At 60.6% G+C, this 22,171-nt stretch carries 20 protein-coding genes and 1 tRNA gene; 13 read left to right on the top strand and 8 right to left on the bottom strand.

Features of this window, described 5'->3' with window-relative positions:
- The first annotated feature begins 185 nt into the window (after positions 1–185).
- From rpsA to trpB, 5 genes are all read left to right on the top strand, one after another.
- Positions 186–1,865: a 30S ribosomal protein S1 gene (rpsA, locus tag ACN0SC_RS15385; RefSeq protein WP_417250574.1), complete on the top strand. Its 1,680-nt coding sequence runs from the start codon at positions 186–188 to the stop codon at positions 1,863–1,865.
- Between the two features lie 352 nt (positions 1,866–2,217).
- Positions 2,218–2,499, top strand: coding sequence for an integration host factor subunit beta (ihfB, locus tag ACN0SC_RS15380; protein WP_090061870.1), 282 nt, complete (start codon positions 2,218–2,220; stop codon positions 2,497–2,499).
- A gap of 14 nt (positions 2,500–2,513) precedes the next feature.
- Positions 2,514–2,861 (top strand): DUF1049 domain-containing protein, encoded by a 348-nt coding sequence (locus ACN0SC_RS15375; protein ID WP_417250573.1) that lies wholly within the window; start codon positions 2,514–2,516, stop codon positions 2,859–2,861.
- A gap of 6 nt (positions 2,862–2,867) precedes the next feature.
- Positions 2,868–3,509: a phosphoribosylanthranilate isomerase gene (locus tag ACN0SC_RS15370; protein ID WP_417250572.1), complete on the top strand. Its 642-nt coding sequence runs from the start codon at positions 2,868–2,870 to the stop codon at positions 3,507–3,509.
- Between the two features lie 164 nt (positions 3,510–3,673).
- Positions 3,674–4,924 (top strand): tryptophan synthase subunit beta, encoded by a 1,251-nt coding sequence (gene trpB, locus ACN0SC_RS15365; RefSeq protein ID WP_417250571.1) that lies wholly within the window; start codon positions 3,674–3,676, stop codon positions 4,922–4,924.
- Between the two features lie 71 nt (positions 4,925–4,995).
- Here trpB and pth read toward each other — a convergent pair whose 3' ends face one another.
- Positions 4,996–5,715 carry an aminoacyl-tRNA hydrolase gene (gene pth / locus ACN0SC_RS15360; protein WP_417250570.1) on the bottom strand — a complete coding sequence of 240 codons (720 nt, stop codon included), beginning with the start codon at positions 5,713–5,715 and terminating at the stop codon, positions 4,996–4,998.
- A 134-nt stretch (positions 5,716–5,849) separates the two neighbouring features.
- A complete protein-coding gene (locus ACN0SC_RS15355) occupies positions 5,850–6,491 on the bottom strand; it encodes a 50S ribosomal protein L25/general stress protein Ctc (RefSeq protein ID WP_417250569.1) in 642 nt (213 codons plus the stop codon).
- A 221-nt stretch (positions 6,492–6,712) separates the two neighbouring features.
- Here ACN0SC_RS15355 and ACN0SC_RS15350 point away from each other — a divergent pair, with 221 nt between their 5' ends.
- Positions 6,713–7,870 carry an MFS transporter gene (locus ACN0SC_RS15350; RefSeq protein WP_417250568.1) on the top strand — a complete coding sequence of 386 codons (1,158 nt, stop codon included), beginning with the start codon at positions 6,713–6,715 and terminating at the stop codon, positions 7,868–7,870.
- A gap of 78 nt (positions 7,871–7,948) precedes the next feature.
- Here ACN0SC_RS15350 and ACN0SC_RS15345 read toward each other — a convergent pair whose 3' ends face one another.
- On the bottom strand, positions 7,949–9,112 hold the full coding sequence (locus ACN0SC_RS15345) for an alpha-hydroxy acid oxidase (protein WP_417250567.1): 1,164 nt from the start codon (positions 9,110–9,112) through the stop codon (positions 7,949–7,951).
- Positions 9,113–9,269: 157 nt separating this feature from the next.
- Here ACN0SC_RS15345 and ACN0SC_RS15340 point away from each other — a divergent pair, with 157 nt between their 5' ends.
- Positions 9,270–10,073, top strand: coding sequence for a ZIP family metal transporter (locus ACN0SC_RS15340; protein WP_417250566.1), 804 nt, complete (start codon positions 9,270–9,272; stop codon positions 10,071–10,073).
- 153 nt (positions 10,074–10,226) lie between these two features.
- Here the strand turns inward: ACN0SC_RS15340 and ACN0SC_RS15335 are convergent, their stop codons facing one another.
- Together ACN0SC_RS15335 and ACN0SC_RS15330 are read right to left on the bottom strand one after the other, a co-directional pair.
- Positions 10,227–11,477 carry a saccharopine dehydrogenase family protein gene (locus ACN0SC_RS15335; RefSeq protein WP_417250565.1) on the bottom strand — a complete coding sequence of 417 codons (1,251 nt, stop codon included), beginning with the start codon at positions 11,475–11,477 and terminating at the stop codon, positions 10,227–10,229.
- 39 nt (positions 11,478–11,516) lie between these two features.
- A complete protein-coding gene (locus tag ACN0SC_RS15330) occupies positions 11,517–12,626 on the bottom strand; it encodes a carboxynorspermidine decarboxylase (RefSeq protein WP_417250564.1) in 1,110 nt (369 codons plus the stop codon).
- A gap of 138 nt (positions 12,627–12,764) precedes the next feature.
- Between ACN0SC_RS15330 and ACN0SC_RS15325 the strand changes: the two genes are divergently transcribed.
- Positions 12,765–13,661: an alpha/beta hydrolase fold domain-containing protein gene (locus ACN0SC_RS15325; RefSeq protein ID WP_417250563.1), complete on the top strand. Its 897-nt coding sequence runs from the start codon at positions 12,765–12,767 to the stop codon at positions 13,659–13,661.
- Here ACN0SC_RS15325 and trpA read toward each other — a convergent pair whose 3' ends face one another.
- Positions 13,662–14,453: a tryptophan synthase subunit alpha gene (gene trpA, locus ACN0SC_RS15320; protein WP_417250562.1), complete on the bottom strand. Its 792-nt coding sequence runs from the start codon at positions 14,451–14,453 to the stop codon at positions 13,662–13,664. It abuts the gene before it with no gap.
- Between the two features lie 82 nt (positions 14,454–14,535).
- Complete coding sequence (locus tag ACN0SC_RS15315) at positions 14,536–15,054, bottom strand: acyloxyacyl hydrolase (RefSeq protein WP_417250561.1); 519 nt, start codon at positions 15,052–15,054, stop codon at positions 14,536–14,538.
- Positions 15,055–15,365: 311 nt separating this feature from the next.
- Here ACN0SC_RS15315 and ychF point away from each other — a divergent pair, with 311 nt between their 5' ends.
- Genes ychF through ACN0SC_RS15300 form a run of 3 tightly spaced genes read left to right on the top strand, consistent with a single transcriptional unit; the run spans position 15,366 to position 18,486 of the window.
- Positions 15,366–16,463, top strand: coding sequence for a redox-regulated ATPase YchF (ychF, locus tag ACN0SC_RS15310; RefSeq protein ID WP_417250560.1), 1,098 nt, complete (start codon positions 15,366–15,368; stop codon positions 16,461–16,463).
- 45 nt (positions 16,464–16,508) lie between these two features.
- On the top strand, positions 16,509–17,477 hold the full coding sequence (locus ACN0SC_RS15305) for a glycosyl transferase family 90 (protein WP_417250559.1): 969 nt from the start codon (positions 16,509–16,511) through the stop codon (positions 17,475–17,477).
- 49 nt (positions 17,478–17,526) lie between these two features.
- Entirely contained in the window at positions 17,527–18,486 is a 960-nt protein-coding gene (locus tag ACN0SC_RS15300) for a UDP-glucuronic acid decarboxylase family protein (RefSeq protein ID WP_417250558.1), read from the top strand.
- Here ACN0SC_RS15300 and ACN0SC_RS15295 read toward each other — a convergent pair.
- Positions 18,469–19,875 (bottom strand): aldehyde dehydrogenase family protein, encoded by a 1,407-nt coding sequence (locus ACN0SC_RS15295; RefSeq protein ID WP_417250557.1) that lies wholly within the window; start codon positions 19,873–19,875, stop codon positions 18,469–18,471. The genes ACN0SC_RS15300 and ACN0SC_RS15295 overlap by 18 nt on opposite strands.
- Positions 19,876–20,241: 366 nt before the next feature.
- Between ACN0SC_RS15295 and ACN0SC_RS15290 the strand changes: the two genes are divergently transcribed.
- Positions 20,242–20,331, top strand: a tRNA-Ser gene (locus tag ACN0SC_RS15290).
- A gap of 94 nt (positions 20,332–20,425) precedes the next feature.
- Positions 20,426–22,171 carry a DUF6538 domain-containing protein gene (locus tag ACN0SC_RS15285; protein WP_417250556.1) on the top strand — a complete coding sequence of 582 codons (1,746 nt, stop codon included), beginning with the start codon at positions 20,426–20,428 and terminating at the stop codon, positions 22,169–22,171.

Here is a 22,171-nt window from a genome sequence, read left to right as displayed (position 1 = left end):
GTCTGACGACCGTTAAGAGTCGCTGGCGTGGTGAGCAGGGCCCGAGGTGAACCTCCGGCCCTTCTTGTTTGTTTGTGTCGCCGCGCCCGTAACTCTGTAGATGATGGCCACAGATGAAATGAAACCAAGACCCGTGGAGACAACCGCGCGGCCCGAATAACGTTTGAAAAGGAAATTGAGACCACATGGCTCAGAACGTATCTATGGAGGACTTCGAAGCCCTCTTGAACGAAAGCTTCGAAATCGACACGCCGGCTGAAGGCTCGGTTGTCAAAGGCAAAGTCATCGCTATTGAAGCAGGCCAAGCCATCATCGACGTCGGCTACAAAATGGAAGGCCGCGTTGACCTCAAAGAATTCGCGAACCCTGGTGAAGCACCGACCGTTGCCGTTGGCGACGAAGTCGAAGTGTATCTCGACCGTGTCGAGAACGCCCGTGGCGAAGCTGTCATCTCGCGTGACAAAGCCCGCCGCGAAGAAGCATGGGATCGCCTCGAAAAAGCCTATGCCGCAGAAGAGCGCGTCGAAGGCGCAATCTTTGGCCGCGTCAAAGGTGGCTTCACCGTCGATCTCGGCGGCGCCGTGGCCTTCCTGCCTGGCTCCCAAGTCGACGTGCGCCCCGTGCGTGACGCAGGCCCGCTCATGGGCCTCAAGCAGCCGTTCCAGATCCTCAAGATGGACCGTCGCCGTGGCAACATCGTTGTCTCCCGTCGTGCGATTCTCGAAGAGTCCCGCGCTGAACAGCGTGCGGAAGTCATCGGCAACCTTTCCGAAGGTCAGGCTGTTGACGGTGTGGTCAAGAACATCACCGAATACGGAGCCTTCGTGGACCTCGGCGGTGTCGACGGCCTGCTGCACGTCACCGACATGGCTTGGCGCCGCGTGAACCACCCCTCCGAGATCCTCTCCATCGGCGAGACGATCAAGGTTCAGGTGATCAAGATCAACAAAGAGACCCACCGCATCTCCCTCGGCATGAAACAGCTGCAGGACGATCCGTGGGATGCTGTTGAAGCCAAGTATCCGCTCGAAACCGTTCACACTGGCCGCGTGACCAACATCACCGACTACGGTGCGTTCGTCGAGCTGGAGCCTGGTGTCGAAGGTCTCGTGCACGTGTCCGAGATGTCCTGGACCAAGAAAAACGTCCATCCGGGCAAAATCGTCTCCACCTCGCAAGAAGTGGAAGTCATGGTCCTCGAAATCGACAGCGCCAAGCGTCGTGTTTCGCTCGGTCTCAAGCAGACCATGCGCAACCCGTGGGAAGTCTTTGCCGAAACCCACCCCGAGGGCACGCAGGTCGAAGGCGAAGTCAAGAACATCACCGAATTCGGTCTGTTCGTTGGCCTCGACGGCGAGATCGACGGTATGGTTCACCTCTCCGACCTGTCTTGGGAAGAGCGTGGCGAAGACGCCATCCAGAACTACGCCAAAGGCGATGTGGTTAAAGCCGTTGTCACCGAAGTGGACGTTGAGAAAGAGCGCATCTCGCTTTCCATCAAGGCCCTCGACGACAGCTTCTCCGGCGCTGTTGAAGGCGTGAAGCGCGGCTCGATCATCACCGTTGAAGTGACCGCGATCGAAGATGGTGGTGTCGAAGTGGAATACGAAGGTGCGAAATCCTTCATCCGCCGCTCCGACCTTTCCCGTGACCGTGCCGAGCAGCGCCCCGAGCGCTTCCAGGTCGGTGACAAGGTCGACGTGCGCGTCACCAATGTGGATCAGAAAACCCGTCGTCTGGGTCTGTCCATCAAGGCACGCGAGATTGCAGAAGAGAAAGAGGCCGTCGAACAGTTCGGTTCCTCCGACTCCGGTGCAACGCTCGGCGATATCCTTGGCGGCGCTCTCAAAGGCGGCGACGACTAATCGCTCCGCGCGATCAAGAATATTCGGAGAAGGCCCCGCCATTGGTGGGGCCTTTTCTTTTTGGGCACACGCGCCGCGCGGCTCGTGGTGCCCCGTCAGATATGTGTCGAATCGCGGCGTGTTTGCCGCGGCGCGGCAATAGCTCGAACCGTCAGTCTCGTTCCCTTGTTGGTTGAAACCGCCGATTTTTCCGCCCATTGTCAGCGTATTAGGGGCAAAAAAATACGTGGGGCGCCAATGAATCTATTTCACGACGCGCAATCCGCGCCTATAGTCCCTAAGGGTCGCCCACAGGGTGATCACGCTGTTGCAGCACCGATACTAACCGACGAAACCACTTTGGGGGGCCTTCATGATCCGGTCTGAACTGATCCAGAAGATCGCTGACGAAAACCCGCATCTTTACCAGCGAGACGTCGAGCGGATCGTGAACACGATCTTTGAAGAGATCATTGAAGCCATGGCCCGTGGGGACCGTGTCGAACTGCGCGGATTTGGCGCCTTTTCCGTCAAGAAGCGCGATGCCAGAATGGGACGGAACCCGCGCACGGGCGAAGCCGTTCCTGTTGAGGAAAAGCATGTGCCATTCTTCAAGACTGGCAAGCTCCTGCGCGACCGTCTGAACGAAGAGTGAGAGGAGCGCTTCCTATGCGCTATATCCGCTACGCCTTTCTGGCCGCCATCGCCATCGTGCTCATCACCTTGGCGCTGGCCAACCGTGACTTTGTGACCCTCAATCTTTTGCCAAGCGAATTGGCGGGGCTTGTCGGGATCGGATATTCCGTGACCTTACCGCTTTTCGTCGTCATCTTTGGCGCGATTGTCGGCGGGCTGTTGATCGGTTTTTTCTGGGAATGGATGCGCGAGAGCAAGCACCGCGCCGCCGCCCGCGATAACAAGCTGGCCAAGGACCGACTCGCACGCGAGGTGTCCAAGCTCAAAACCGACAAGGCGAAGTCCGAAGGCGACGAAGTTCTCGCGCTGCTCGAGAACTGATCCCCCATGGATACCCGAGTGAAGATTTGCGGGCTGAGAACGCCTGACGCGGTTTCGGCTGCCGTGGAGGCAGGTGCGCAATATGTGGGCTTCGTATTCTTCCCCAAATCCCCGCGCAACGTGGACATCGAAACCGCCCGCGCGTTGGCGCTTGATGTGCCTGTGGGCGTGGCCAAGGTCGCACTCGTGGTGAACGCGAGCGACGAGGAGCTTGATCGCCTGACGGGTGAGGTGCCCATCGATATGCTGCAACTCCACGGGTCCGAGAGCCTAGAGCGCGTGGCGGAAGTGCGTGACCGCTTTGGTTTGCCTGTGATGAAGGCTGTCGGCGTCTCCGAGCCGCGCGATGTTCAGGCGCTCGATGCTTACGGCATGGTGGCTGACCAGTTGCTTGTCGATGCCAAGCCGCCCAAGAACGGTGCCTTGCCTGGTGGGAACGGGTTGTCCTTCGATTGGCGGCTCATCTCCAAGCGTGGCTGGAACGCGCCGTGGATGCTTGCGGGCGGCCTGACGGTCGATAACGTCGTGCAGGCGGTCCAGATGACGGGCGCGAAACAGGTCGATCTCTCTTCGGGGGTCGAAAGCGCGCCAGGTGTCAAAGACCCTGCAAAGATCCGCGCCTTCATGGCGGCCCTGCGAGCAGGCTGACGCAACGCGGCTTTCATCTGTTTTCAAGTATCCCCCGCGGAGCGCCCCTTGGTTAACTATTCAATGCCTCCGGCAGGGATATTTGCCCAACAGGTGAAGGGCCCCGCTTTACCGCTCCCCCAGCTTGCGCTACATCCCAAGGAACCCCAGATTGGAGCATCCCGATGAATGATCTATTCAACTCCTTCATGAACGGCCCTGACGAGAACGGGCGGTTCGGCGACTACGGTGGGCGGTTCGTGTCCGAGACGCTGATGCCGCTGATCCTGTCGCTCGAAGAGGAATATGAAAACGCCAAGGATGATCCTACCTTTTGGGCCGAGATGGATGACCTGTGGCAACACTATGTCGGTCGCCCCAGCCCGCTCTACTACGCTTCGCGTATGACCGAGGAGTTGGGCGGTGCGAAGATCTATCTCAAGCGCGACGAGCTCAACCACACGGGCGCGCACAAGATCAACAACGTGCTTGGCCAGATCATTCTCGCCCGCCGCATGGGCAAGACGCGGATCATCGCTGAAACTGGCGCAGGTCAGCACGGCGTTGCAACCGCGACCGTCTGTGCCAAGTTCGGATTGAAGTGCGTGGTTTACATGGGCGCGCATGATGTCGAGCGGCAGAAGCCGAACGTCTTCCGTATGCGCCTTCTGGGCGCTGAAGTGGTGCCTGTGACCTCCGGTCGTGGCACGCTCAAGGATGCGATGAACGACGCGCTGCGCGACTGGGTGACGAACGTGCGTGACACTTTCTATTGCATCGGCACGGTCGCAGGGCCGCATCCCTATCCCGCGATGGTGCGTGACTTCCAGTCGATCATTGGCAAGGAAGTCCGCTGGCAGCTACCTGAGCAGGAGGGCGAGGGGCGTTTGCCTGATACGGTGATCGCGGCGATCGGTGGTGGCTCCAACGCCATGGGGCTGTTCTTCCCCTTCCTCGATGACGAGAGCGTCAACATCATCGGTGTTGAAGCAGGCGGCAAGGGTGTGAACGCCAAGATGGAGCATTGCGCCTCTTTGACGGGCGGGCGTCCAGGTGTGCTGCATGGCAACCGCACCTACCTGTTGCAAGACGATGACGGGCAAATTCTCGAAGGGTTCTCGATCTCGGCGGGTCTCGACTATCCGGGGATCGGGCCAGAGCACGCATGGCTCAACGATACGGGTCGCGCGCAATATGTCTCGATCACCGATAAGGAGGCGCTGGAGGCGTTTCAGTTCTCCTGCCGCACCGAAGGGATCATTCCCGCATTGGAGCCGTCCCACGCTTTGGCGCATGTGATGAAGATCGCTCCCGAACTGCCCAAAGACCATATCATCGTGATGAACATGTGTGGACGCGGAGATAAGGACATCTTCGCCGTGGCGCGTCACCTTGGCTTCGACATTGCGGGCGAAGAGGGCCGCGATGCCGAATAGGCATCCAGCGACAACAGAACGACAAAAGCCCCGCGATAGCGGGGCTTTTTCATGTGTGCGTGATCGAGCGGTCAGCGTTTGAACTTGTCGCGTAGCTTCTCGAAAGGGGAGCGCGGATCGGCGCTTAGGGTTTCTTGTTTCGGTGCGGCTTTGGGGGCAGCAGGCTTTTCGGGCGCCTTGGCTGCCGTTCCTTTGGTGGGCCGTGCGCCGCCTGATGAGCGGGGCGGGTTGGTGCGTAGCGACACGGCGTTGGAGAACTTCGCACTATCGCCCGCCGCCAGTGCCGCAGCTCCGTCCGAGCAGCCGCGCAAGAGGTCATCAAGCCAGTCCTGATCGGCCTTAGCGAAGTCCGAGAGCACATAGCCCGCGACGCGATCCTTGTGGCCTGGGTGGCCGATACCCATGCGCACACGGTCATACTCCGCGCCGATGTGCTGATGGATCGAGCGCAGCCCGTTATGTCCCGCATGACCTCCGCCAGTCTTCACACGGCACTTAGAGGGAGCAAGGTCCAGCTCGTCGTGGAACACCACGATGTCGGCGGGGGTGAGCTTGTAGAACCGCATGGCCTCACCAACCGATTGACCCGACAGGTTCATGAAAGTCGCGGGCTTGAGCAGGATCACCTTTTCACCGCCTAGCTTGGCCTCGCTCACATGGCCCTGAAACTTCGCACGCCACGGCGCGAAGCCATGATCACTGGCGATCCTGTCAACGGCCATGAAGCCGATGTTGTGGCGATTACCTGCGTATTTTGCCCCCGGATTGCCGAGGCCGACGAACAGTCGCATGGGTCTCTCCCTTGTCTTTCTTCGGTTCTACGCGAGGCGTGCGGTGCTTTCCAGACGGGAAAGCGCAACGAAAAACGCGGGCCTCATCGAGACCCGCGTTTCTGTCTTTTCCCAAGTAGCCTTGCGGCGGAGGATTACTCCTCTGCTGCGGCTTCTTCGGTTTCGGCTGCATCGGCCTCATCTTCGTCGTCGGATGCACCACCGAGACCAGCAGGGGCCGCGATGTTGGCGATCACGAAGTCGCGCTCGATGACGGGACGTGCGCCTTCGGGCAGCTTGACGTCTGAGATGTGATACACATCGCCCATTTCGCCTTCGGACACGTCGATGGTGATGTGATCGGGGATATCACCCGCGGTCACGACCAGCTCAACCTCGGTACGAACGTGGGTGACAACGCCACCTTTTTTCACACCAGGCGAAACCTCTTCGCCGATGATCTCGACGGGGATGAAGAGGTTGATGCGCGAGCTGCGGTGCAGACGCATGAAGTCAACGTGGGTCGGAAGATCCTTGACCACGTCACGCTGAACGCCGCGGCAGATGACGCGGACGTCGTCGTGACCTTCGACTTTGAGGTTGAACAACGTCGACAGGAAGCGGCCCGCTTTCAGGCGCTTGAACAGGACGTTGAAGGGGATGTTGATGGGGAGCGGATCGCTCTCGCCACCGTAAACGATACCCGGAACGAGGCCGTCGCGACGTGCCTGACGAGCGGCGCCCTTGCCTGTCCCCGTACGTTCCGTGGCAATAAGATCAGGAATCTCACCAGCCATTTGCTATTCTCCAGTGTTAGGGCGGGTATCCTCCAAGGCTGTATACCCGCGTGAAGCCGCGCGTATAGGCGAGAATCTCGGTAAAGGGAAGTCCTGTTTTTGTCGGCGCGGGCCGCATTTGCACAAATGTGCGTTGTCCGAAGTCGCAGGCGCACGATAGGGTGAACGCCAAAGCGCTTTGATCTTCACGGGCGCGCGGACGGGTCACGAGGAGGGACTTGATGTCGATCGTCAAAGCAGTGCGCCTGTCGCGCACGCCTTTTGCCGCACTTGCTACGGTTGGGGCGGTTTGGGGCACATTCGCCGCCCTTGTTCCCACGATGAAGGCACAGATCGGTGCAAGCGACGGCGAGCTCGGTCTTGCGCTGATCTCGGCGGCTGTCGGCGGAATGATCTCCATGTACCTCGCGCCGAAACTGGTGGTGAAGGTCGGCCGCTATGCCTTGCCGCTTTTCGCGGTTCTTGCGGTTGTGGGGATGCTTCTCCCTCCCTTGGTGCATGATCTCAAGATGATGTATCCCGCGCTTGTGCTGATGGGGTTGACCGTTGCGATGCTCGATATGAGTTCAAACATCCGCATCTCTTTGCTTGAAGAACGCCACAAATTACACCTGATGAACGTCAATCACGCGATGTTTTCCTTTGCCTTCGCAGGCGCGGCGCTGATCGCGGGGTCGCTGAAGCTGGCGGGGTGGGAGTATCCCGATATCGTTAAGGTGAATGCTGGCTTGACGCTAATCTTGGCGCTGTGTGCGATTGAGGGGCGGGGCTGGTCGGCGCATGTCGAGGATGACGACGATCATCCTTCTGCATCAACGGGCTTGCCGTGGTTTGCCATCGGGCTGACGGCGCTAATCCTGTTTGCGAGTTTCATCGGCGAGAATTCTGTCGAGGCATGGTCCGCGCTCTTCCTTGAGCGTGTGCTTGGTGGCGCGCCGGGGGAGGGGAGCTTCGGCCCCTTCACGCTTGGCCTCGTCATGGGTGTCGGGCGTCTGGCAGGACAACTGATCGCGGAGAAAGCGGGGGAGGAGCGGCTGGTGCTGTGGTCGGGCGTTCTCGGTGCGCTCGGCGCTCTGGGCCTCGCTCTGTCGCAGAGCTTGAGCTTTGCTGTGGTGTCGATCGGCGCGATCGCGCTTGGCATGGCGGTGATCGTGCCCACGGCCAATTCGATCCTTGCCAAATTCGTGCGGCCATCGCTGCGTGGTCTGGCGATTTCGCGGGCGTGGCTCTTCGGGTTTACGGGCTTCTTTGTCGGCCCGTCGCTGATCGGTTTTCTGTCTCAGGCCTTTGATCTGCGGATTGCCTTCGGGTTTGTTGCTGTGCTGATTTCGCTTGTGGTACCCGCTGTGATGATCCTGCGTGCGCGCCAGCCGCGATAGGGCGAGGGCCCACCAGAACGACAAACGGCGCCTCGTATGGGGCGCCGTTTTGCTTTTTCGGATAGGTGGTGTGGTCCTTTAGGTCCAACGCCCCTCGAAGTCCTCGGGGACCAGAACAACGTCGCGGTCAACCTCCTCGATATCCCTACGGCCGCAGAGCGCCATGGAGATGTCCAACTCCTTGTGGATGACCTCCAGCGCCTTGGTCACGCCCGCCTCACCCATAGCGCCCAGACCGTAGATATAGGCGCGGCCGATATAGGTGCCTTTTGCGCCCATGGCCGTTGCTTTGAGAACGTCCTGACCCGAGCGGATGCCGCTGTCGATATGCACTTCGACCTGATCGGCCACGGCCTTGATGATGGGTTCCAGCATGCGGATCGACGAAAGCGCACCGTCAAGCTGACGACCGCCGTGGTTGGACACGATGATTGCATCCGCCCCAACGTCCGCCGCGCGCCGTGCATCCTCCTCGTCGAGCACGCCTTTAAGAATGAGCGGGCCGCCCCACAATTCCTTGATGCGTTTGATCTTGTCCCAATCCAGACGCGGATCGAATTGTTCGGCAGTCCATGAGAAGAGCGAGCCGAGGTTGTTCACGCCCTTCGCGTGGCCAACGATGTTGCCGAAGCTCTTGTTCTTCGTTCCCAGCATCTCCAGACCCCAACGCCATTTGGTCGAGAGGTCGAGCATGTTGCCGAGTTTGGGCTTGATTGGCACGACGAGACCATTCTTGAGATCCTTGTGGCGTTGGCCGAGGATTTGCAGGTCGAGCGTTAGCACAAGCGCGGAGCAGCCCGCGTCCTTGGCACGCTGGATCATGCCTTCCAGAAACTCCTGATCGCGCATCACGTAGAGCTGGAACCAGAAGGGCTTGGTCGTGTGTTTGGCCACTTCCTCGATGGAACAGATCGACATGGTGGAAAGCGTGAAGGGAACGCCGAATTTCTCCGCCGCTTTGGCCGCTTTGATCTCACCATCGGCGCGTTGCATCCCTGTTAGACCCACGGGGGCAAGGGCGACGGGCATGGCAACATCCTGACCGATCATCTTCGTCGCGGTTGTGCGGTTCTCCATATCCACAGCAACCCTTTGACGCAGGCGGATTTTGTCGAAGTCGGAGACGTTCTCACGGAAGGTCTGTTCGGTCCACGAACCGCTCTCGCAGTAGTCATAAAACATCTTCGGCGTCCGCCGTTTATGCAGCTGCTTGAGATCGTCGATATTGGTAATGACGGCCATATCGGTCCCCTTATCCCTCGAATTGGTTTGCTTTGCGGACCAATTTGCATGTTTTGGCTCGCGCGCCAAGGGCGAAATGCATTGGGCTTGCGGCCCATTTGCCGCGGGAGTAACCGTAATCGCATCTGTGTTCCCATGCGTTTGAGGTCTTCGCGTCATGGGGCGGACTGTCTCGAAAGGGTTGGCGATGAACGTCATTATGCTTGGAATTATCGCGTCTTTGGGCGCGGGGTTGATGACGGGTGTGGGGGCGATCCCTGTGCTTTTCGGGCGCACCATGTCTCAGCGGACCAACGACACGCTGCTTGGCTTTGCGGCGGGGGTGATGATCTCGGCCTCCTACTTCTCCCTGATCCTTCCGGGCTTGGAGGCGGGCGACGAACTTTATGGCGTGGTCTGGATTTCGGCGGCGATTGCGGCGGGGGGGATCGCGCTGGGCGCACTGGCGGTGGCCTTCCTCAACGAAACACTTCCACACGAGCATTTCGTGGTCGGGCCCGAAGGCGCCGATCCGGGTGCCCTGTCGAAAATATGGTTGTTTATCATAGCGATAACCATCCACAACTTCCCCGAAGGCATGGCCGTGGGGATCGGGTTTGGCGGCGGAAATGTCGCTAACGGAATGAGCCTTGCCACGGGGATCGGCCTGCAAAACGCGCCAGAAGGGCTAGCCGTTGCGGTGGCCTTGCGCGGGCAGGGATACTCCAAAATTCGCAGCTTCACGCTGGCGCTTCTCACGGGGTTGGTGGAGCCTGTCGGCGGGGCGCTGGGCGTGGGATTGATCCATATTTCCCAACATATTCTGCCGTGGGGGCTGACCTTCGCGGCGGGGGCGATGCTCTATATTATCAGCCATGAAATCATCCCCGAGACCCACCGCAAAGGCTACCAGAACCATGCCACGACGGGGCTTATCGTGGGGTTGATCCTGATGATGTTCCTCGACGTGACACTGGGGTAGGCGGGCCGCCAAACCGCCTCCACAAACGATCAAAGGCCCGCCGATCTGGCGGGCCTTTTTCTCGAAAAACGGGTGTCGGACATGCGTCGGCTATGTGTCGGACATCTGTCGGACCCCTGCGGGCGTTGCGTTAACCCGCGCGGACGCGGCGACTCAGATCTCGCTCCACGCCTTGTCTTCGCCACCCAGACCACCAATCTGCACACGGGTGGGCAGGCCGATACGGTCGAGAACGGTGAAGAAGGGCTTGGGATCCAATTCCTCGACATTGACCATCGTGCCAGCGTCCCATTCGCCACTGGCCACCAGCATCGCGGCGGCGACAGGCGGGACGCCTGCGGTGTAGGAGATGCCCTGCGAGCCGACCTCGTTATAGGCCTCCTTGTGATCGGCGACGTTGTAGACGAAGACTTCTGCCTCCTCGCCATCCTTCACGCCGCGCACCAGATCGCCGATGCAGGTCTTGCCCGTGTAATCGGGAGCGAGGCTCGACGGGTCGGGCAGGCAGGCTTTCACCACCTTGAGCGGCACGACCTCTTGCCCCTCTGCCGTCACAACGGGTTGCTCGGAGAGCAGGCCGAGGTTTTTCAGAACGGTAAAGACGTTGATGTAGTGATCGCCGAAGCCCATCCAGAAACGCACATCCGCCTGCGGATAGTTGGCCGAGAGCGAGTGGATCTCGTCGTGACCCGACATATAGGCCTTTGACGGGCCAACCACGGGAAGATCCCATTCGCGGCCTGTCTCGAACATCGACTTCTGTTTCCACTGCTGGTCTTCCCAGTAGTAGACCACGCCCGTGAATTCGCGGAAGTTGATTTCGGGGTCGAAGTTGGTGGCGAAATATTTGCCATGCGAGCCTGCGTTGACATCCACGATGTCGATGCTCTTCACCTCGTCCATGAATTCGTCCACGGCGTAGCGGGCGAAGGCGTTGACCACGCCCGGATCGAAGCCCGCACCGAGGATCGCGGTCACGCCCTTTTCGGCGCAGCGGTCGCGGCGTTTCCATTCGTAGTTGCCATACCACGGCGGCGTTTCGCAAATCTTGTCGGGTTCTTCGTGAATGGCCGTGTCGATATAGGCTGCGCCCGTTTCGATACAGGCTTCCAACACGTGCATGTTGACGAAGGCCGTGCCGACGTTGATGACGATCTGTGCGCCCGTCTTGCGGATCAGATCGGCGACCTTGTCGGATTGTGTCGCGTCGACATGGTGGCTTTCGAGAACGCCTTTCTCCTTCATCGCGCTTTTCTCATGCACGCTTGCGATGATTTCGTCGCATTTGGATTGCGTGCGCGAGGCGATATGGATGTCACCGAGAACATCGTTGTTCTGCGCACATTTATGCGCGACGACCTGAGCGACGCCACCTGCGCCGATGATGAGAACGTTCCGTTTCAACGTCGAAAACCCCCTGTCTGTTGGGTGAGAGAAAGCGGCTTAGCCAAGCGCCGCGACGAAATCTTCATAGCCGAATTGGCGGGCAAGTCGAATGGTTCCGTCCAATTCGCGCACCGCGATGGCGGGCATGGCGAGGCCGTTGAACCAGTTCTTCTTGACCATCGTGTAGCCACCCGCGTCGGCAATCGAGATGCGGTCGCCCACGGATAGCGGTGCCTCGAAGGCGGCCTCGCCGAAAATATCCCCCGCGAGGCAGGTCTTTCCCGCGACCTGATAGCGGTGGTCGCCCGATTGCGGCAGTTTGGCGGTTTCGCGGTAGATCAGCAGGTCGAGCATATGCGCCTCGATGGAGCTGTCCACGATGGCGACCTGTTTGCGCGTGTCGTCGCTGCGGGTGTCCACGATGTCGAGCACGGAGACCTCCAGCGAGGTCGAGCCCGTGATCGCCGCTTCTCCGGGTTCGAGGTAGACCTGCACGCCAAGGGTATCCGAGAAGGCTTTAAGGCGGTCGGCAAGGCGGTCGAGCGGGTAGCCCGCGCCCGTGAAATGGATGCCGCCGCCCAGCGAGACCCAGTCGAGGCGTTTGAGGAAGGCGCCGAAGTCGCGCTCGATCCGTGTCAACTGCTGGTCGAAGAGGTCGAAGTCGTCGTTCTCGCAATTGTAGTGGATCATCACACCGTTGATGCGGTCTTCGGCCTGTTCCAGCCGCGCCAAGTCCCATTCGCCAAGACGCGAGAAGGGGCGGGCGGGGTCGGCGAGGTCGAAGTCGGAAGTGGAGAAGCGCGGGTTGAGGCGCAGCCCGCGTGCGATGCCCTGTGACTGTGTGGTGAAGCGGTCAAGCTGTCCCAGCGAGTTGAAGATGATCTTGTCGGCGTGTTTCACCGCCTCGTCGATCTCGTGATCGGCCCAGCCCACGGAATAGCCGTGTGTCTCGCCGCCGAACTTCTCCGCGCCAAGGCGCAGCTCATAGAGCGACGACGAGGTGGTGCCGTCCATATAGTCGCGCATGAAGTCGAAGACGGGCCAAGACGAGAAGCACTTGAGCGCCAGAAGCGCCTTTGCACCCGAGCCTTCGCGCAGGCGGGCGATCTTCTCCATGTTGGGCAGGAGGCGTTCCTTGTCGATCAGATAGTAGGGCGTCGGGATCATGGGGCGGGCCTTCGCGCGGGGTGAATGTGGTGGGGCCATTTAGGGCGCGGGGGACGTTCTCGCAACAGTTTCCTGCGCGTGGGGCACTTGCGCATTGGTCATGGCGGCGCGAAACTGCGCGGCAACATGGAGGCTTGGATGAGCAACAGAATTGATCCCGCGCTAAAGGCCGTGGCCGAACGGTTCTCGGCGGCGAAGACCATCGAGATGACGAAAGAGGCGATGCCCGCGATTCGCGCGGCCACATCAAAGGCGCGCGAAGCCTTGGTCGGGCGTTATGCCGATCAGGTGGAGAACACCGATCTGGGCGCGGTGCGCAAGTTCACCCCGCGTGAGGGGTTGGATCGTTCGGCGATGATTATCTACGTCCACGGCGGCGGTTGGGCCAATTGCGATACCGTGACCCACGGCGCGGTGATGAGCGATCTGGCCTATCTGACGGGGCATGAGGTTCTGGGCCCCGAGTATCCGCTCGCGCCCGAGGCACCCTATCCCGCGGGGTTGGATCACGTGGTGCGGTTGGTTGAGGAGACACACGCGGCCCGTCCGAATGCGCGGATCATTCTGGCAGGTGACAGTGCGGGGGCGAACCTAGCTCTGGGCGTTGCGGCGAAGCTGCGCGACGCGGGGAAGGGCGATGTGATCTCGCGGCTGCTCTTGTGGTATGGCTGCTATCGCGACACTTCGCAGACGCCCTCGCATGAGGCCTACGGCGCGGAGGAATTTGGCCTGTCAACGCGGACGATGGAGACCTATTGGGCGTGGTATCTCGACGGGCAGGACGCGCCCTATGGCGACCTGACGGGGCTGGATGTGGCGGGGCTACCGCCCGCGTGGATGTGTGAGGCGGAGTTCGATTGTCTGGCCTCCGACACGCGCTGGCTGGCGGGGGAATATGCCAAGGCGGGGATTGATCACGCCTATGACTTCTTCGCGGGGGTGAACCACGGGTTCAACCACTTCGGCCAGTTCTACGGCCTGTCCCTGCATTCACTGGAGCTGGCCGCGCATTTTCTGAAACGGCCGTATGTGTGATCAGGCGCGGTGGCATCCGTCGGCGAGGGTTTTGACGTAGGCTGCGACCTCTTCGACGGATTTGCCGCTGCCGATTTCGCCTACGATGGCGGAGCCCACGACCGTGCCATCGGCGACGGCGGCGATCTCTTCGGCCTTTTCGGGGGTACGCACGCCAAAGCCCACGATCACGGGCAGGTCTGTCTGCGCCTTGATCCGCGCAACTTCGGGGGCCACGTCCGCGCCCGATGCCGCCGCCGCGCCCGTCGTGCCCGTCACGGAGACGTAGTAGACAAAGCCGGAGGTGTTTTCGAGCACCTTGGGCAGGCGTTTGTCATCGGTGGTGGGCGTGGCCAGACGGATGAAGTTGAGGCCCGCCTTCTGCGCGGGGATGCACAGCTCTTCGTCCTCTTCGGGCGGCAGATCCACGATAATCAGGCCATCGACGCCCGCCGCGACCGCATCCTTGAGGAACTTGTCCACGCCGCGCGAATAGATCGGGTTGTAATAGCCCATCATGACGATCGGCGTGGTGTCATCCTCCTCGCGGAAGGCCTTGGCCACTGCCAACGTCTTTTCCAGTGTCATCCCGCCATCCAGTGCACGCTGGCCCGCAAGCTGGATCGTGGGGCCGTCCGCCATCGGATCGGTGAAGGGCAGGCCCAATTCGATGATGTCCACACCCGCCGCAGGCAGCGCCTTGACGATCTCCAGAGAGGTTGCCTCGTCGGGGTCGCCCGCCATGACATAGGCCACGAAGGCTTTCTTTCCAGCGGCTTTCAACTCAGCGAATTTGGCGTCAATGCGGGTCATGATGGGGCCTTGTCCATTTGTGTCCCGACCCGTTTGCCCAAATGCGCGGGGGAAATCAATGCCCCGTGCATCCCGCATTCGCTCAATAGGCGTGGTGCCAGCGCAGAAGCAGCGAGTTCACACCGGGGTTGAATCTGGTGGTGGAGGCGTTCGATTTGTGTGCCAGCGATAGCGAAACCGCGTTTCCGTTGGCGAGGTATTTGCCAAGGCCGATCTGCGAGCGGAATTCGAAAGTCGAGCCGAGGTCGTTTTCGGGCACCTGTTCGAAATAGAGGCCAGGCATGACGCTGACATCGACAAACCAGTCGTTCGCCATATCCCAGCGACCCGCGACACCAAAGCCGACGTGGATGTCGCCCGTCTCGTGGAGGTCGAACCCCGTGGCGTAACGCGCACGGAAATTACCGCGCTCGTAGAAGGGGTGGAAGGTGTATTGGACGGCGAAAGCCGCGCCGTCCGAACCGGCGCTGTAGGAATAATCGGAGTAACCAGCCCCGATGGAGATTTCGCGGTCATCGGCCTGCGCCGTGGTGGCAGAGGTGGCGATGAGGGCTGCAGCGAGGGTCGCGGCAGCGCGTGTCATGTGGTGTGTGAGTGCCATGTGATTAATTCGCGTATGTTGTTTCTATGGAACGAGAGAGGCACAAAAAACGACGGCGCTTTGGCCGTAAAAAAGTCCTGCAGAGGAGTTAGCAGGTTTTCGTCACGATATGTGAGGAAAATTGGTGTGAAAGGAAATCAGTTCGACGAGGATGCGGATCGTGGCGTGTCGTGGCGGGCGGCAAGAGGCGCGAAACCCGTGTTCCGTGCCCCGCAGGCCGCCGCATTGCTGCACCCGTCAAATGTCCTTGCTGCTTGCGCCGATAGGGCGGCGTGGGTATTGAGGCGCGAAACCGATCTTTGGAGGGCGCTATGGGCTTTAAAATGGGTATTGTGGGACTGCCGAATGTGGGCAAGTCGACGCTGTTCAACGCGCTGACGAAAACAGCCGCTGCGCAGGCCGCGAACTTTCCCTTCTGCACCATCGAGCCGAACGTGGGCGAAGTGGCCGTTCCCGACCCGCGCCTCGACAAGCTCGCGGAAGTCGCAGGCTCCAAGCAGATCATCCCCACGCGCATGACCTTTGTGGATATCGCGGGTCTGGTGAAAGGCGCGTCCAAGGGGGAGGGGCTTGGCAACCAATTCCTCGCCAACATTCGTGAATGTGACGCCATCGCCCATGTGGTGCGCTGTTTCGAGGACGGGGATGTGACCCACGTCGAGGGCCGCGTCGATCCCGTGGACGATGCACAGGTCATCGAGATGGAACTGATGTTCGCCGATCTCGAAAGCATCGAGAAGCGCCGCGCGGGTCTGGTGCGCAAGCTCAAGGGCAACGACAAGGAAGCCCAGCAGCAGGACCGCCTTCTCGCGGCTGCGCAAGAGGCGCTGGAAAACGACCGCCCCGCCCGTTCCGTCGAGGTGGACGAGGAGGATGCGAAAGCGTGGAAGATGCTGCAACTTCTGACGCAAAAGCCGATCCTCTATGTCTGCAACGTCGAGGAAGAGAACGCTGCGAGCGGCAACGCCCATTCCAAGGCGGTCGCCGAAATGGCCGCCGAGCAGGGCGCTGGTGCCGTGGTGATTTCCGCCAAAATCGAGGAAGAAATCAGCCAGCTTGATGCCGAAGAGGCCGAGATGTTCCTTGGCGAAATGGGGCTGGAAGAGGCGGGTCTCGACCGTCTGATCCGCGCAGGCTACGAGCTGTTGCAACTTGAGACCTATTTTACCGTCGGCCCCAAAGAGGCGCGCGCATGGACGATCCGCAAGGGCACGGCTGCACCGCAAGCGGCCGGTGTGATCCACGGCGATTTCGAGAAGGGCTTCATCCGCGCCGAGACTATCGCCTTTGACGATTTCATCGCCTGCGGCGGTGAAGTCGGGGCGAAAGAGGCGGGCAAGATGCGCGCCGAGGGCAAAGCCTACGTGGTCAAGGACGGGGATGTTCTGCACTTCCTGTTCAACACCTAAGCGGCCGCTCCGGTGAATTTACGTCGCTCTCGTCTTAAGAGGCGCGTGTATGCGCTTCGGAACACGCACTACATCCGCAAGTATTTCGCAGGCAATGATCTCGCGCCGCCACGGATGCGGCAAGTCTATTCCGATGAGGTGGCTTCGCGGACCGAGATGCACCTTGTGCGCGAGGGTGGAGGTATCACGGTAATGCTGTCGCCCCGCGCGCTCCATGGCGTCCAGCGTTCCTACAAGCATATTCCGCCCGCCTATATCCATTGGTTCGCGCAGTCCGATGCACAGGTGAAGCGGATCACCTGCGATCTTACTGATGGCGAGTCGCCAGGCCTGTCGCGGTTTACCTATTCGACCTGTTTCAAGGGGAAGGTTCTCCTGCCAGACCAGCATTTCTTCCGGTCGAAGGGCTACGCGGGGGCGCGTCGCATTGCGGCGGATGCGCCCGATTGGGAGGCGCGGGACGAGGGGCTTTTCTGGCGGGGGCAGACGACGGGTGTGGGGCTGTTCTCGGTCGATCCCGATGATCTTGCGAAGCCGTGGGTGTTGCAGCGTCTGCGCACGGCGCTGGTCGCGCGTGATCTTCCCGATAGCGATGTGAGATTTGTCGAGGGGTCATGCACGCTCCACCCGCAGCTCCTTGATGCCGCTGGGCTCTTGGGAGAGCGCCGCGAACTGGCGCTATGGGCGGGCGACAAATATGCGCTGGACGTGGACGGGTTTACGAATGCATGGTGCAACCTGTTCGAGCGGCTTTTGTTGGGCTGTTGCGTGTTGAAGGTGGACAGCCAATACGGGTTCCGCCAATGGTATTACGACCGTCTTGTGCCTTTCGAGACCCATGTGCCAATCCGCGCCGACCTGAGCGATTTTGCCGAAAAGCTCGACTGGGTGCGCAGCCATCCGATGGAGGCAAGGCGCATTGCCAAGCAGGGGCAGGCACTTGCCCTTTCCCTCACCTTCGAGAGCGAGACGAAGTTTGCTGCCCAGCAGATCGAGGCCCATTGGGAAGACTGAGGAATGCGCTCGCGCAAGTGATGTTCCGCAATATTGGAAAGAGGCGCGGATGACATTGAAACGGATATTGGTTACGGGTGGCGCAGGTTTTCTCGGGTCGCATCTGGTGGATCGGTTGATCGATGCGGGGCATCACGTGATCTGTTTCGATGATTTTTCGTCGGGCCAGCGGAGCAATGTTGCCCATCTGGCCGACGATCCGCGGTTTGAGCTGGTTGAGGGTGATGTCACCGCGCCTTTCGATTTCGAGGTGGATGCGATCTACAACCTCGCCTGTCCTGCCTCCCCTCCCCAGTATCAGGTCGACCCGATCCGCACCCTGAAGATCGCCACTCTCGGTACGTTGCACGCACTGGAGCTTGCCCATCGTCGCGGGGCGCGGCTGTTTCAGGCGTCTACCAGCGAGGTCTACGGCGACCCTGACCGCCACCCGCAGGACGAAACCTATACAGGGAGTGTCGATCCCACGGGGCCGCGCGCTTGTTACGACGAGGGCAAACGCGCCGCTGAAGCACTGTGTTTCGACTTCCAGCGGGTGCATGGCGTCGATGTGCGCGTGGCGCGGATTTTCAACACCTATGGTCCGCGAATGCATCCCGGGGACGGGCGTGTGGTGACGAATTTCATCGCGCAAGCCCTTACAGGCGCGCCCCTTACGCTCTACGGCGGCGGCACGCAAACCCGCAGCTTTTGCTATGTGGATGATCTGATCGAAGGCTTTGTGCTGTTGATGGAGCTGCCAGACACATCAGTTGGTCCCGTCAATCTGGGCAACCCCTCAGAAATCACCGTGCGAGATCTGGCCGAGGTGGTCTGCGCATTGGCAGGCGTCCCGTTGAATATCGCCTCACGCGCCCTGCCTGTGGACGACCCGACACGCCGCTGCCCTGATATTACCAAGGCGCGTGCGTTGTTGGGATGGGAGCCGCACGTGACACTTGACGAGGGCTTGCGGCGGACCATTGCCCACCTCGCCCCGCGCGTTCCCGTTCTATCGAAATCGCTCTGACGCCTTGATCAGACGCCGTTTTAGCCCTTTGAAGGGCGGTTCGGTGATTGCCATGGCGTTCCATTTCGACTGGCGGAAGACGGGTTTGAGGTGGGAGAAGCGGTCAAAGCCCGCGCGGCCGTGGTAGGCGCCCTGTCCCGATGCGCCGACCCCGCCGAAGGGTAGGGTGTCGACGCCCACATGCACCACCGTGTCGTTGATCGCCATGCTGCCCGAGAGCGAACGGTCGCGCCATATCTCCTGCTCGTCACGCTCCTCGGCAAAGACATAGAGCGCCAGCGGATGGTCGCGCGCGGCGACGAACGCCAGAGCCTCCTCTACACTGTCGTAGGGCACGACGGGCAGGATCGGCCCGAAGATTTCTTCCTGCATCACGGCGATATCCATTGGCGGATCTAGCACCACCACGGGTGCGCGTTTTTGCTCCTTGGCCAGCGTGTCATGGGCGGTGAGCACCTGACAGCCACGCGCGCGTGCTTCTCCAACCATCGCGTCGATGCGGGCGGCGGCAGGGGCCTGCGCCATGGCGGTGAGGTCGGCGCTTTCCGCGCCCTCGGGGTAGAACTTCATCCACCATCCGATCACGCCATCGGCGAAGCTCTCCATCTTCTTTCGTGGCACAAGCGCGTAGTCGGGGGCGACACAAATCTGCCCCGCGTTGGCCGAACGTCCCCATGCGATCCGCCGCGCCGCGCGGTCGAAATCGGCCGAGGGCATCACCACGGCGGGGCTCTTGCCTCCGAGCTCGAGGGTCACGGGGGTGAGGTTGTTTGCGGCCGCCTGCGCCACCTTGCGCCCCACCGAGGTGGAGCCCGTGAACAGCAGGTGATCGAAGGGCAGCGCCGAGAAGGCCGCCGAGACCTCCACCCCGCCCGTGACGACGCAGACCTCGTCGGGGGCGAAGGCGTCGGTGATCATGTCGCGGAGGCAGTCGGAGGTGCGCGGGGACGCCTCGGAGGGTTTGATCATCGCCCGATTGCCCGCTGCCAGTGCCGCCACCAGAGGGGCCAGTGCGAGGTAGACGGGGAAGTTCCACGGCGCGATGATCCCGACCACGCCGAGCGGTTGCGGGTGGAGTGCAGCGCGCGCGGGGCGGAAGGCCAGCGGCATCGCCACCCTGCGCGGGGCCATCCATCGTTTGAGATTGCGCTTGGCATCCTTGATCGCGCTATGCACCGTGGCAATGTCGAAATTCCGACACTCGTCAGGGCTGCGGAAGGTGAAGTCCGCGCTCATCTCCGCGACCAGATCCTCCGCCCGCGCCTCCAGCGCCGCCGCCAGCCGATCCAGCCGGTCGTGGCGCTCATCGATGCTTGCAGGCGGGGCGTCAACAGCGGCCCTGCGCATCTCGTCAAACCGTGCATTCAGTTTCTGTGATAGTCCGTCCATTGCGTCCGTCCTCGCGATTACGGCGCGAGTCTAACGACGAAGACGGGCAGAAATAAGGCTCAATGTCAGGGAATATGTTAACGGCCGACTGCGCCAATGACACGCAGGAGGCGGCGGGTCAGGCTGTCGCGCGATGGCTCGGTCAGGCAGGCCAGCACGAAGGCAAGTGGCGAAATCTCGGTCATTGTGGGTCGCTCCTGAACGATCAGACGCCCTTGCGCCCTCTATGCGCCCCTTGTGCCGCGCCATTGTATCGCCGCCATGACGCGCATGTAACGGTTCGCCAAACCTCAACCCGCCACCTTTTGCACGCCTGCGAACAATTTCACCTTGTCAGCCCCCGCGCGGATCACTAAACGGGTCCGCGGAGACGTGGCCGAGTGGTCGAAGGCGCTCCCCTGCTAAGGGAGTAGGCCCGGAAGGGTCTCGAGGGTTCGAATCCCTTCGTCTCCGCCATTTCACGGCTAACCTGCTGATTATAAACGATACTTATTTTCGGGAAGGCCGAAATCCGCGCCCTGGTACAGTTTACTGGTACAGAGGGGCAAGGATGGCCACGACACCAAGACTGGTTACACGCGGGCGAACCTTCTATTTTCGCGCCTCGGTTCCGCAGGATTTGTGGGATGCTGCGGGCCGAAAAGAGGTTAAGATTTCGTTAAGGACTGCTGAGCGATCATTGGCTCTCATGCGATGCCGCGCGATCAGCAATCATGTTGATCTCGTGGTGACGGAGGCGCGGAGGATGGCTCAAGGTCAGGACACAGCGATAGATCAGGCGATCCGCGACTATTTCCGTGAGGCGCTGGACTGGGGGCAGGAGTTTGCCGACATCTTCGCGCCCGAAGCTGAGGTGGATGTCGAGGATTGCATCGCCATCCTTGAGACACGGCTCGCCCTCCTTCGTCGGCGTCTTGCGGTCAGGGACTTTCCCAGCGACGTGCAGAGCGACGCAACCACTCTTGTGGGGGCAATCCCCCCGGACACCCTAACAAGCCGCTTTCAGGCGCTCCAGCGCGCCCAGACGGGCCTGCTCAGAGCCAAGATCGAGGCGGACCGCCTGCTGTTGGCGAAGCTACACGGGGATTACGTTCAGACGCAGATTGCTGATCCGTTGTTTGAAGGTGTTGAGCCATCGCCAGATGGCACAGTCCCGGCGGCGGTGCAGGTTATTCCGACAGTCCAAGCCCCTTCAATTCCTGTCGCTCCTCCCTTGCGCGAACTGTCCAAGAAATACGAAGAGTTGCTTGCCACGCAAAACATCAAGGAAAAGACGCTGGGCGATCTGCGCCTGTCCTTCGATCTCGCCCGTGCCGTGATCGACTTCGACAAGCCCGCGTCTCTGCTCGATACGAATGACATGAAATCGCTGCGCGATCTGATCGGCCAGATACCCGCCCATTATCAAAAGAAGCCCGAAACCCGCGATCTGGACCCGGTTGCTGCGGTGGAAGCAGGCAAGCTGCTGCCCAAGATGGGTTATGAGACCCAGAAGAAGCGGTTCGATTTTTTCAAGCGGTTTGTCGCGTGGATGGTGGCCGAAGAATATCTGCCGAAGGTACCGGGCGCTGACATCAAGCTGCTGGTCAAGAAGCCGCCCAAGGACAAGCCCAAGCGGCTGCCCTACAGCGCCGAGCAGCTACATCAGATATTCCAGACGCCGATCTACACCGGGCGCAGCAGTATTGCCCGATCTGGCGTAAAGGGTGATCTGCTGATGAAAGACGGGCGGTATTGGGTGCCTGTGATCGCGCTGTTCGCAGGGATGCGGTCTGGTGAGATTATCCAGTTGCTGAAAGCCGACATCCGATCAGAGGAGGGGATCGCTTACTTCGATATTTCGAAATGGGAAGACGAGCCAGAAGTGGAGATCAAAAACCTCAAGACCGGGTCCAGCTATCGCCGGGTGCCGATCCACTCGGCCATCTTAAACCTTGGGTTTCTCGATTATGTAGCAGATCGAACTGGCAGTCGCCTGTTCCCAGATTTGAAACTCGGCAGCGATGGAACATACAGCCAGCCGTGGTCCAAGTTCTGGAGTAACTACGGAAAAACATGGAAATTCCGAACCCCGCTGCATGTTTTTCACAGCTTCCGGCACAATTTTGTAGACGCCCTGCATGATGCCAATGTGACTGACGCCATCGCTATGCAGCTCTGTGGCCATTCCGATGATGCCGCGCACTGGGGATATGGCAAGGGCGCGTCCATAGCGAGGCTGAAAGAAGAGATCGAGAAAGTGCGCTACACCGGATTGGACCTGAGCCATGCGACCGGCTTCGGGTGGAAAAGCTAA

The organism is Celeribacter sp., from assembly GCF_048261515.1.
Taxonomy (GTDB): domain Bacteria; phylum Pseudomonadota; class Alphaproteobacteria; order Rhodobacterales; family Rhodobacteraceae; genus Celeribacter.
This window is presented reverse-complemented; position numbering and strand designations above follow the sequence as displayed.

Bases quoted from the DNA above. Each gene is read 5' to 3' on its own strand.
- ACN0SC_RS15355 (WP_417250569.1), bottom strand. From the start codon at position 6,491: ATGGCTGGTGAGATTCCTGATCTTATTGCCACGGAACGTACGGGGACA.
- ACN0SC_RS15300 (WP_417250558.1), top strand. From the start codon at position 17,527: ATGACATTGAAACGGATATTGGTTACGGGTGGCGCAGGTTTTCTCGGG.
- ACN0SC_RS15330 (WP_417250564.1), bottom strand. From the start codon at position 12,626: ATGATCCCGACGCCCTACTATCTGATCGACAAGGAACGCCTCCTGCCC.
- ACN0SC_RS15370 (WP_417250572.1), top strand. From the start codon at position 2,868: ATGGATACCCGAGTGAAGATTTGCGGGCTGAGAACGCCTGACGCGGTT.
- ACN0SC_RS15295 (WP_417250557.1), bottom strand. From the start codon at position 19,875: ATGGACGGACTATCACAGAAACTGAATGCACGGTTTGACGAGATGCGC.
- ACN0SC_RS15325 (WP_417250563.1), top strand. From the start codon at position 12,765: ATGAGCAACAGAATTGATCCCGCGCTAAAGGCCGTGGCCGAACGGTTC.
- ACN0SC_RS15345 (WP_417250567.1), bottom strand. From the start codon at position 9,112: ATGGCCGTCATTACCAATATCGACGATCTCAAGCAGCTGCATAAACGG.
- ACN0SC_RS15350 (WP_417250568.1), top strand. From the start codon at position 6,713: ATGTCGATCGTCAAAGCAGTGCGCCTGTCGCGCACGCCTTTTGCCGCA.
- rpsA (WP_417250574.1), top strand. From the start codon at position 186: ATGGCTCAGAACGTATCTATGGAGGACTTCGAAGCCCTCTTGAACGAA.
- pth (WP_417250570.1), bottom strand. From the start codon at position 5,715: ATGCGACTGTTCGTCGGCCTCGGCAATCCGGGGGCAAAATACGCAGGT.
- trpB (WP_417250571.1), top strand. From the start codon at position 3,674: ATGAATGATCTATTCAACTCCTTCATGAACGGCCCTGACGAGAACGGG.
- ACN0SC_RS15315 (WP_417250561.1), bottom strand. From the start codon at position 15,054: ATGGCACTCACACACCACATGACACGCGCTGCCGCGACCCTCGCTGCA.
- ACN0SC_RS15375 (WP_417250573.1), top strand. From the start codon at position 2,514: ATGCGCTATATCCGCTACGCCTTTCTGGCCGCCATCGCCATCGTGCTC.
- ychF (WP_417250560.1), top strand. From the start codon at position 15,366: ATGGGCTTTAAAATGGGTATTGTGGGACTGCCGAATGTGGGCAAGTCG.
- ACN0SC_RS15340 (WP_417250566.1), top strand. From the start codon at position 9,270: ATGGGGCGGACTGTCTCGAAAGGGTTGGCGATGAACGTCATTATGCTT.
- trpA (WP_417250562.1), bottom strand. From the start codon at position 14,453: ATGACCCGCATTGACGCCAAATTCGCTGAGTTGAAAGCCGCTGGAAAG.
- ihfB (WP_090061870.1), top strand. From the start codon at position 2,218: ATGATCCGGTCTGAACTGATCCAGAAGATCGCTGACGAAAACCCGCAT.
- ACN0SC_RS15285 (WP_417250556.1), top strand. From the start codon at position 20,426: ATGGCCACGACACCAAGACTGGTTACACGCGGGCGAACCTTCTATTTT.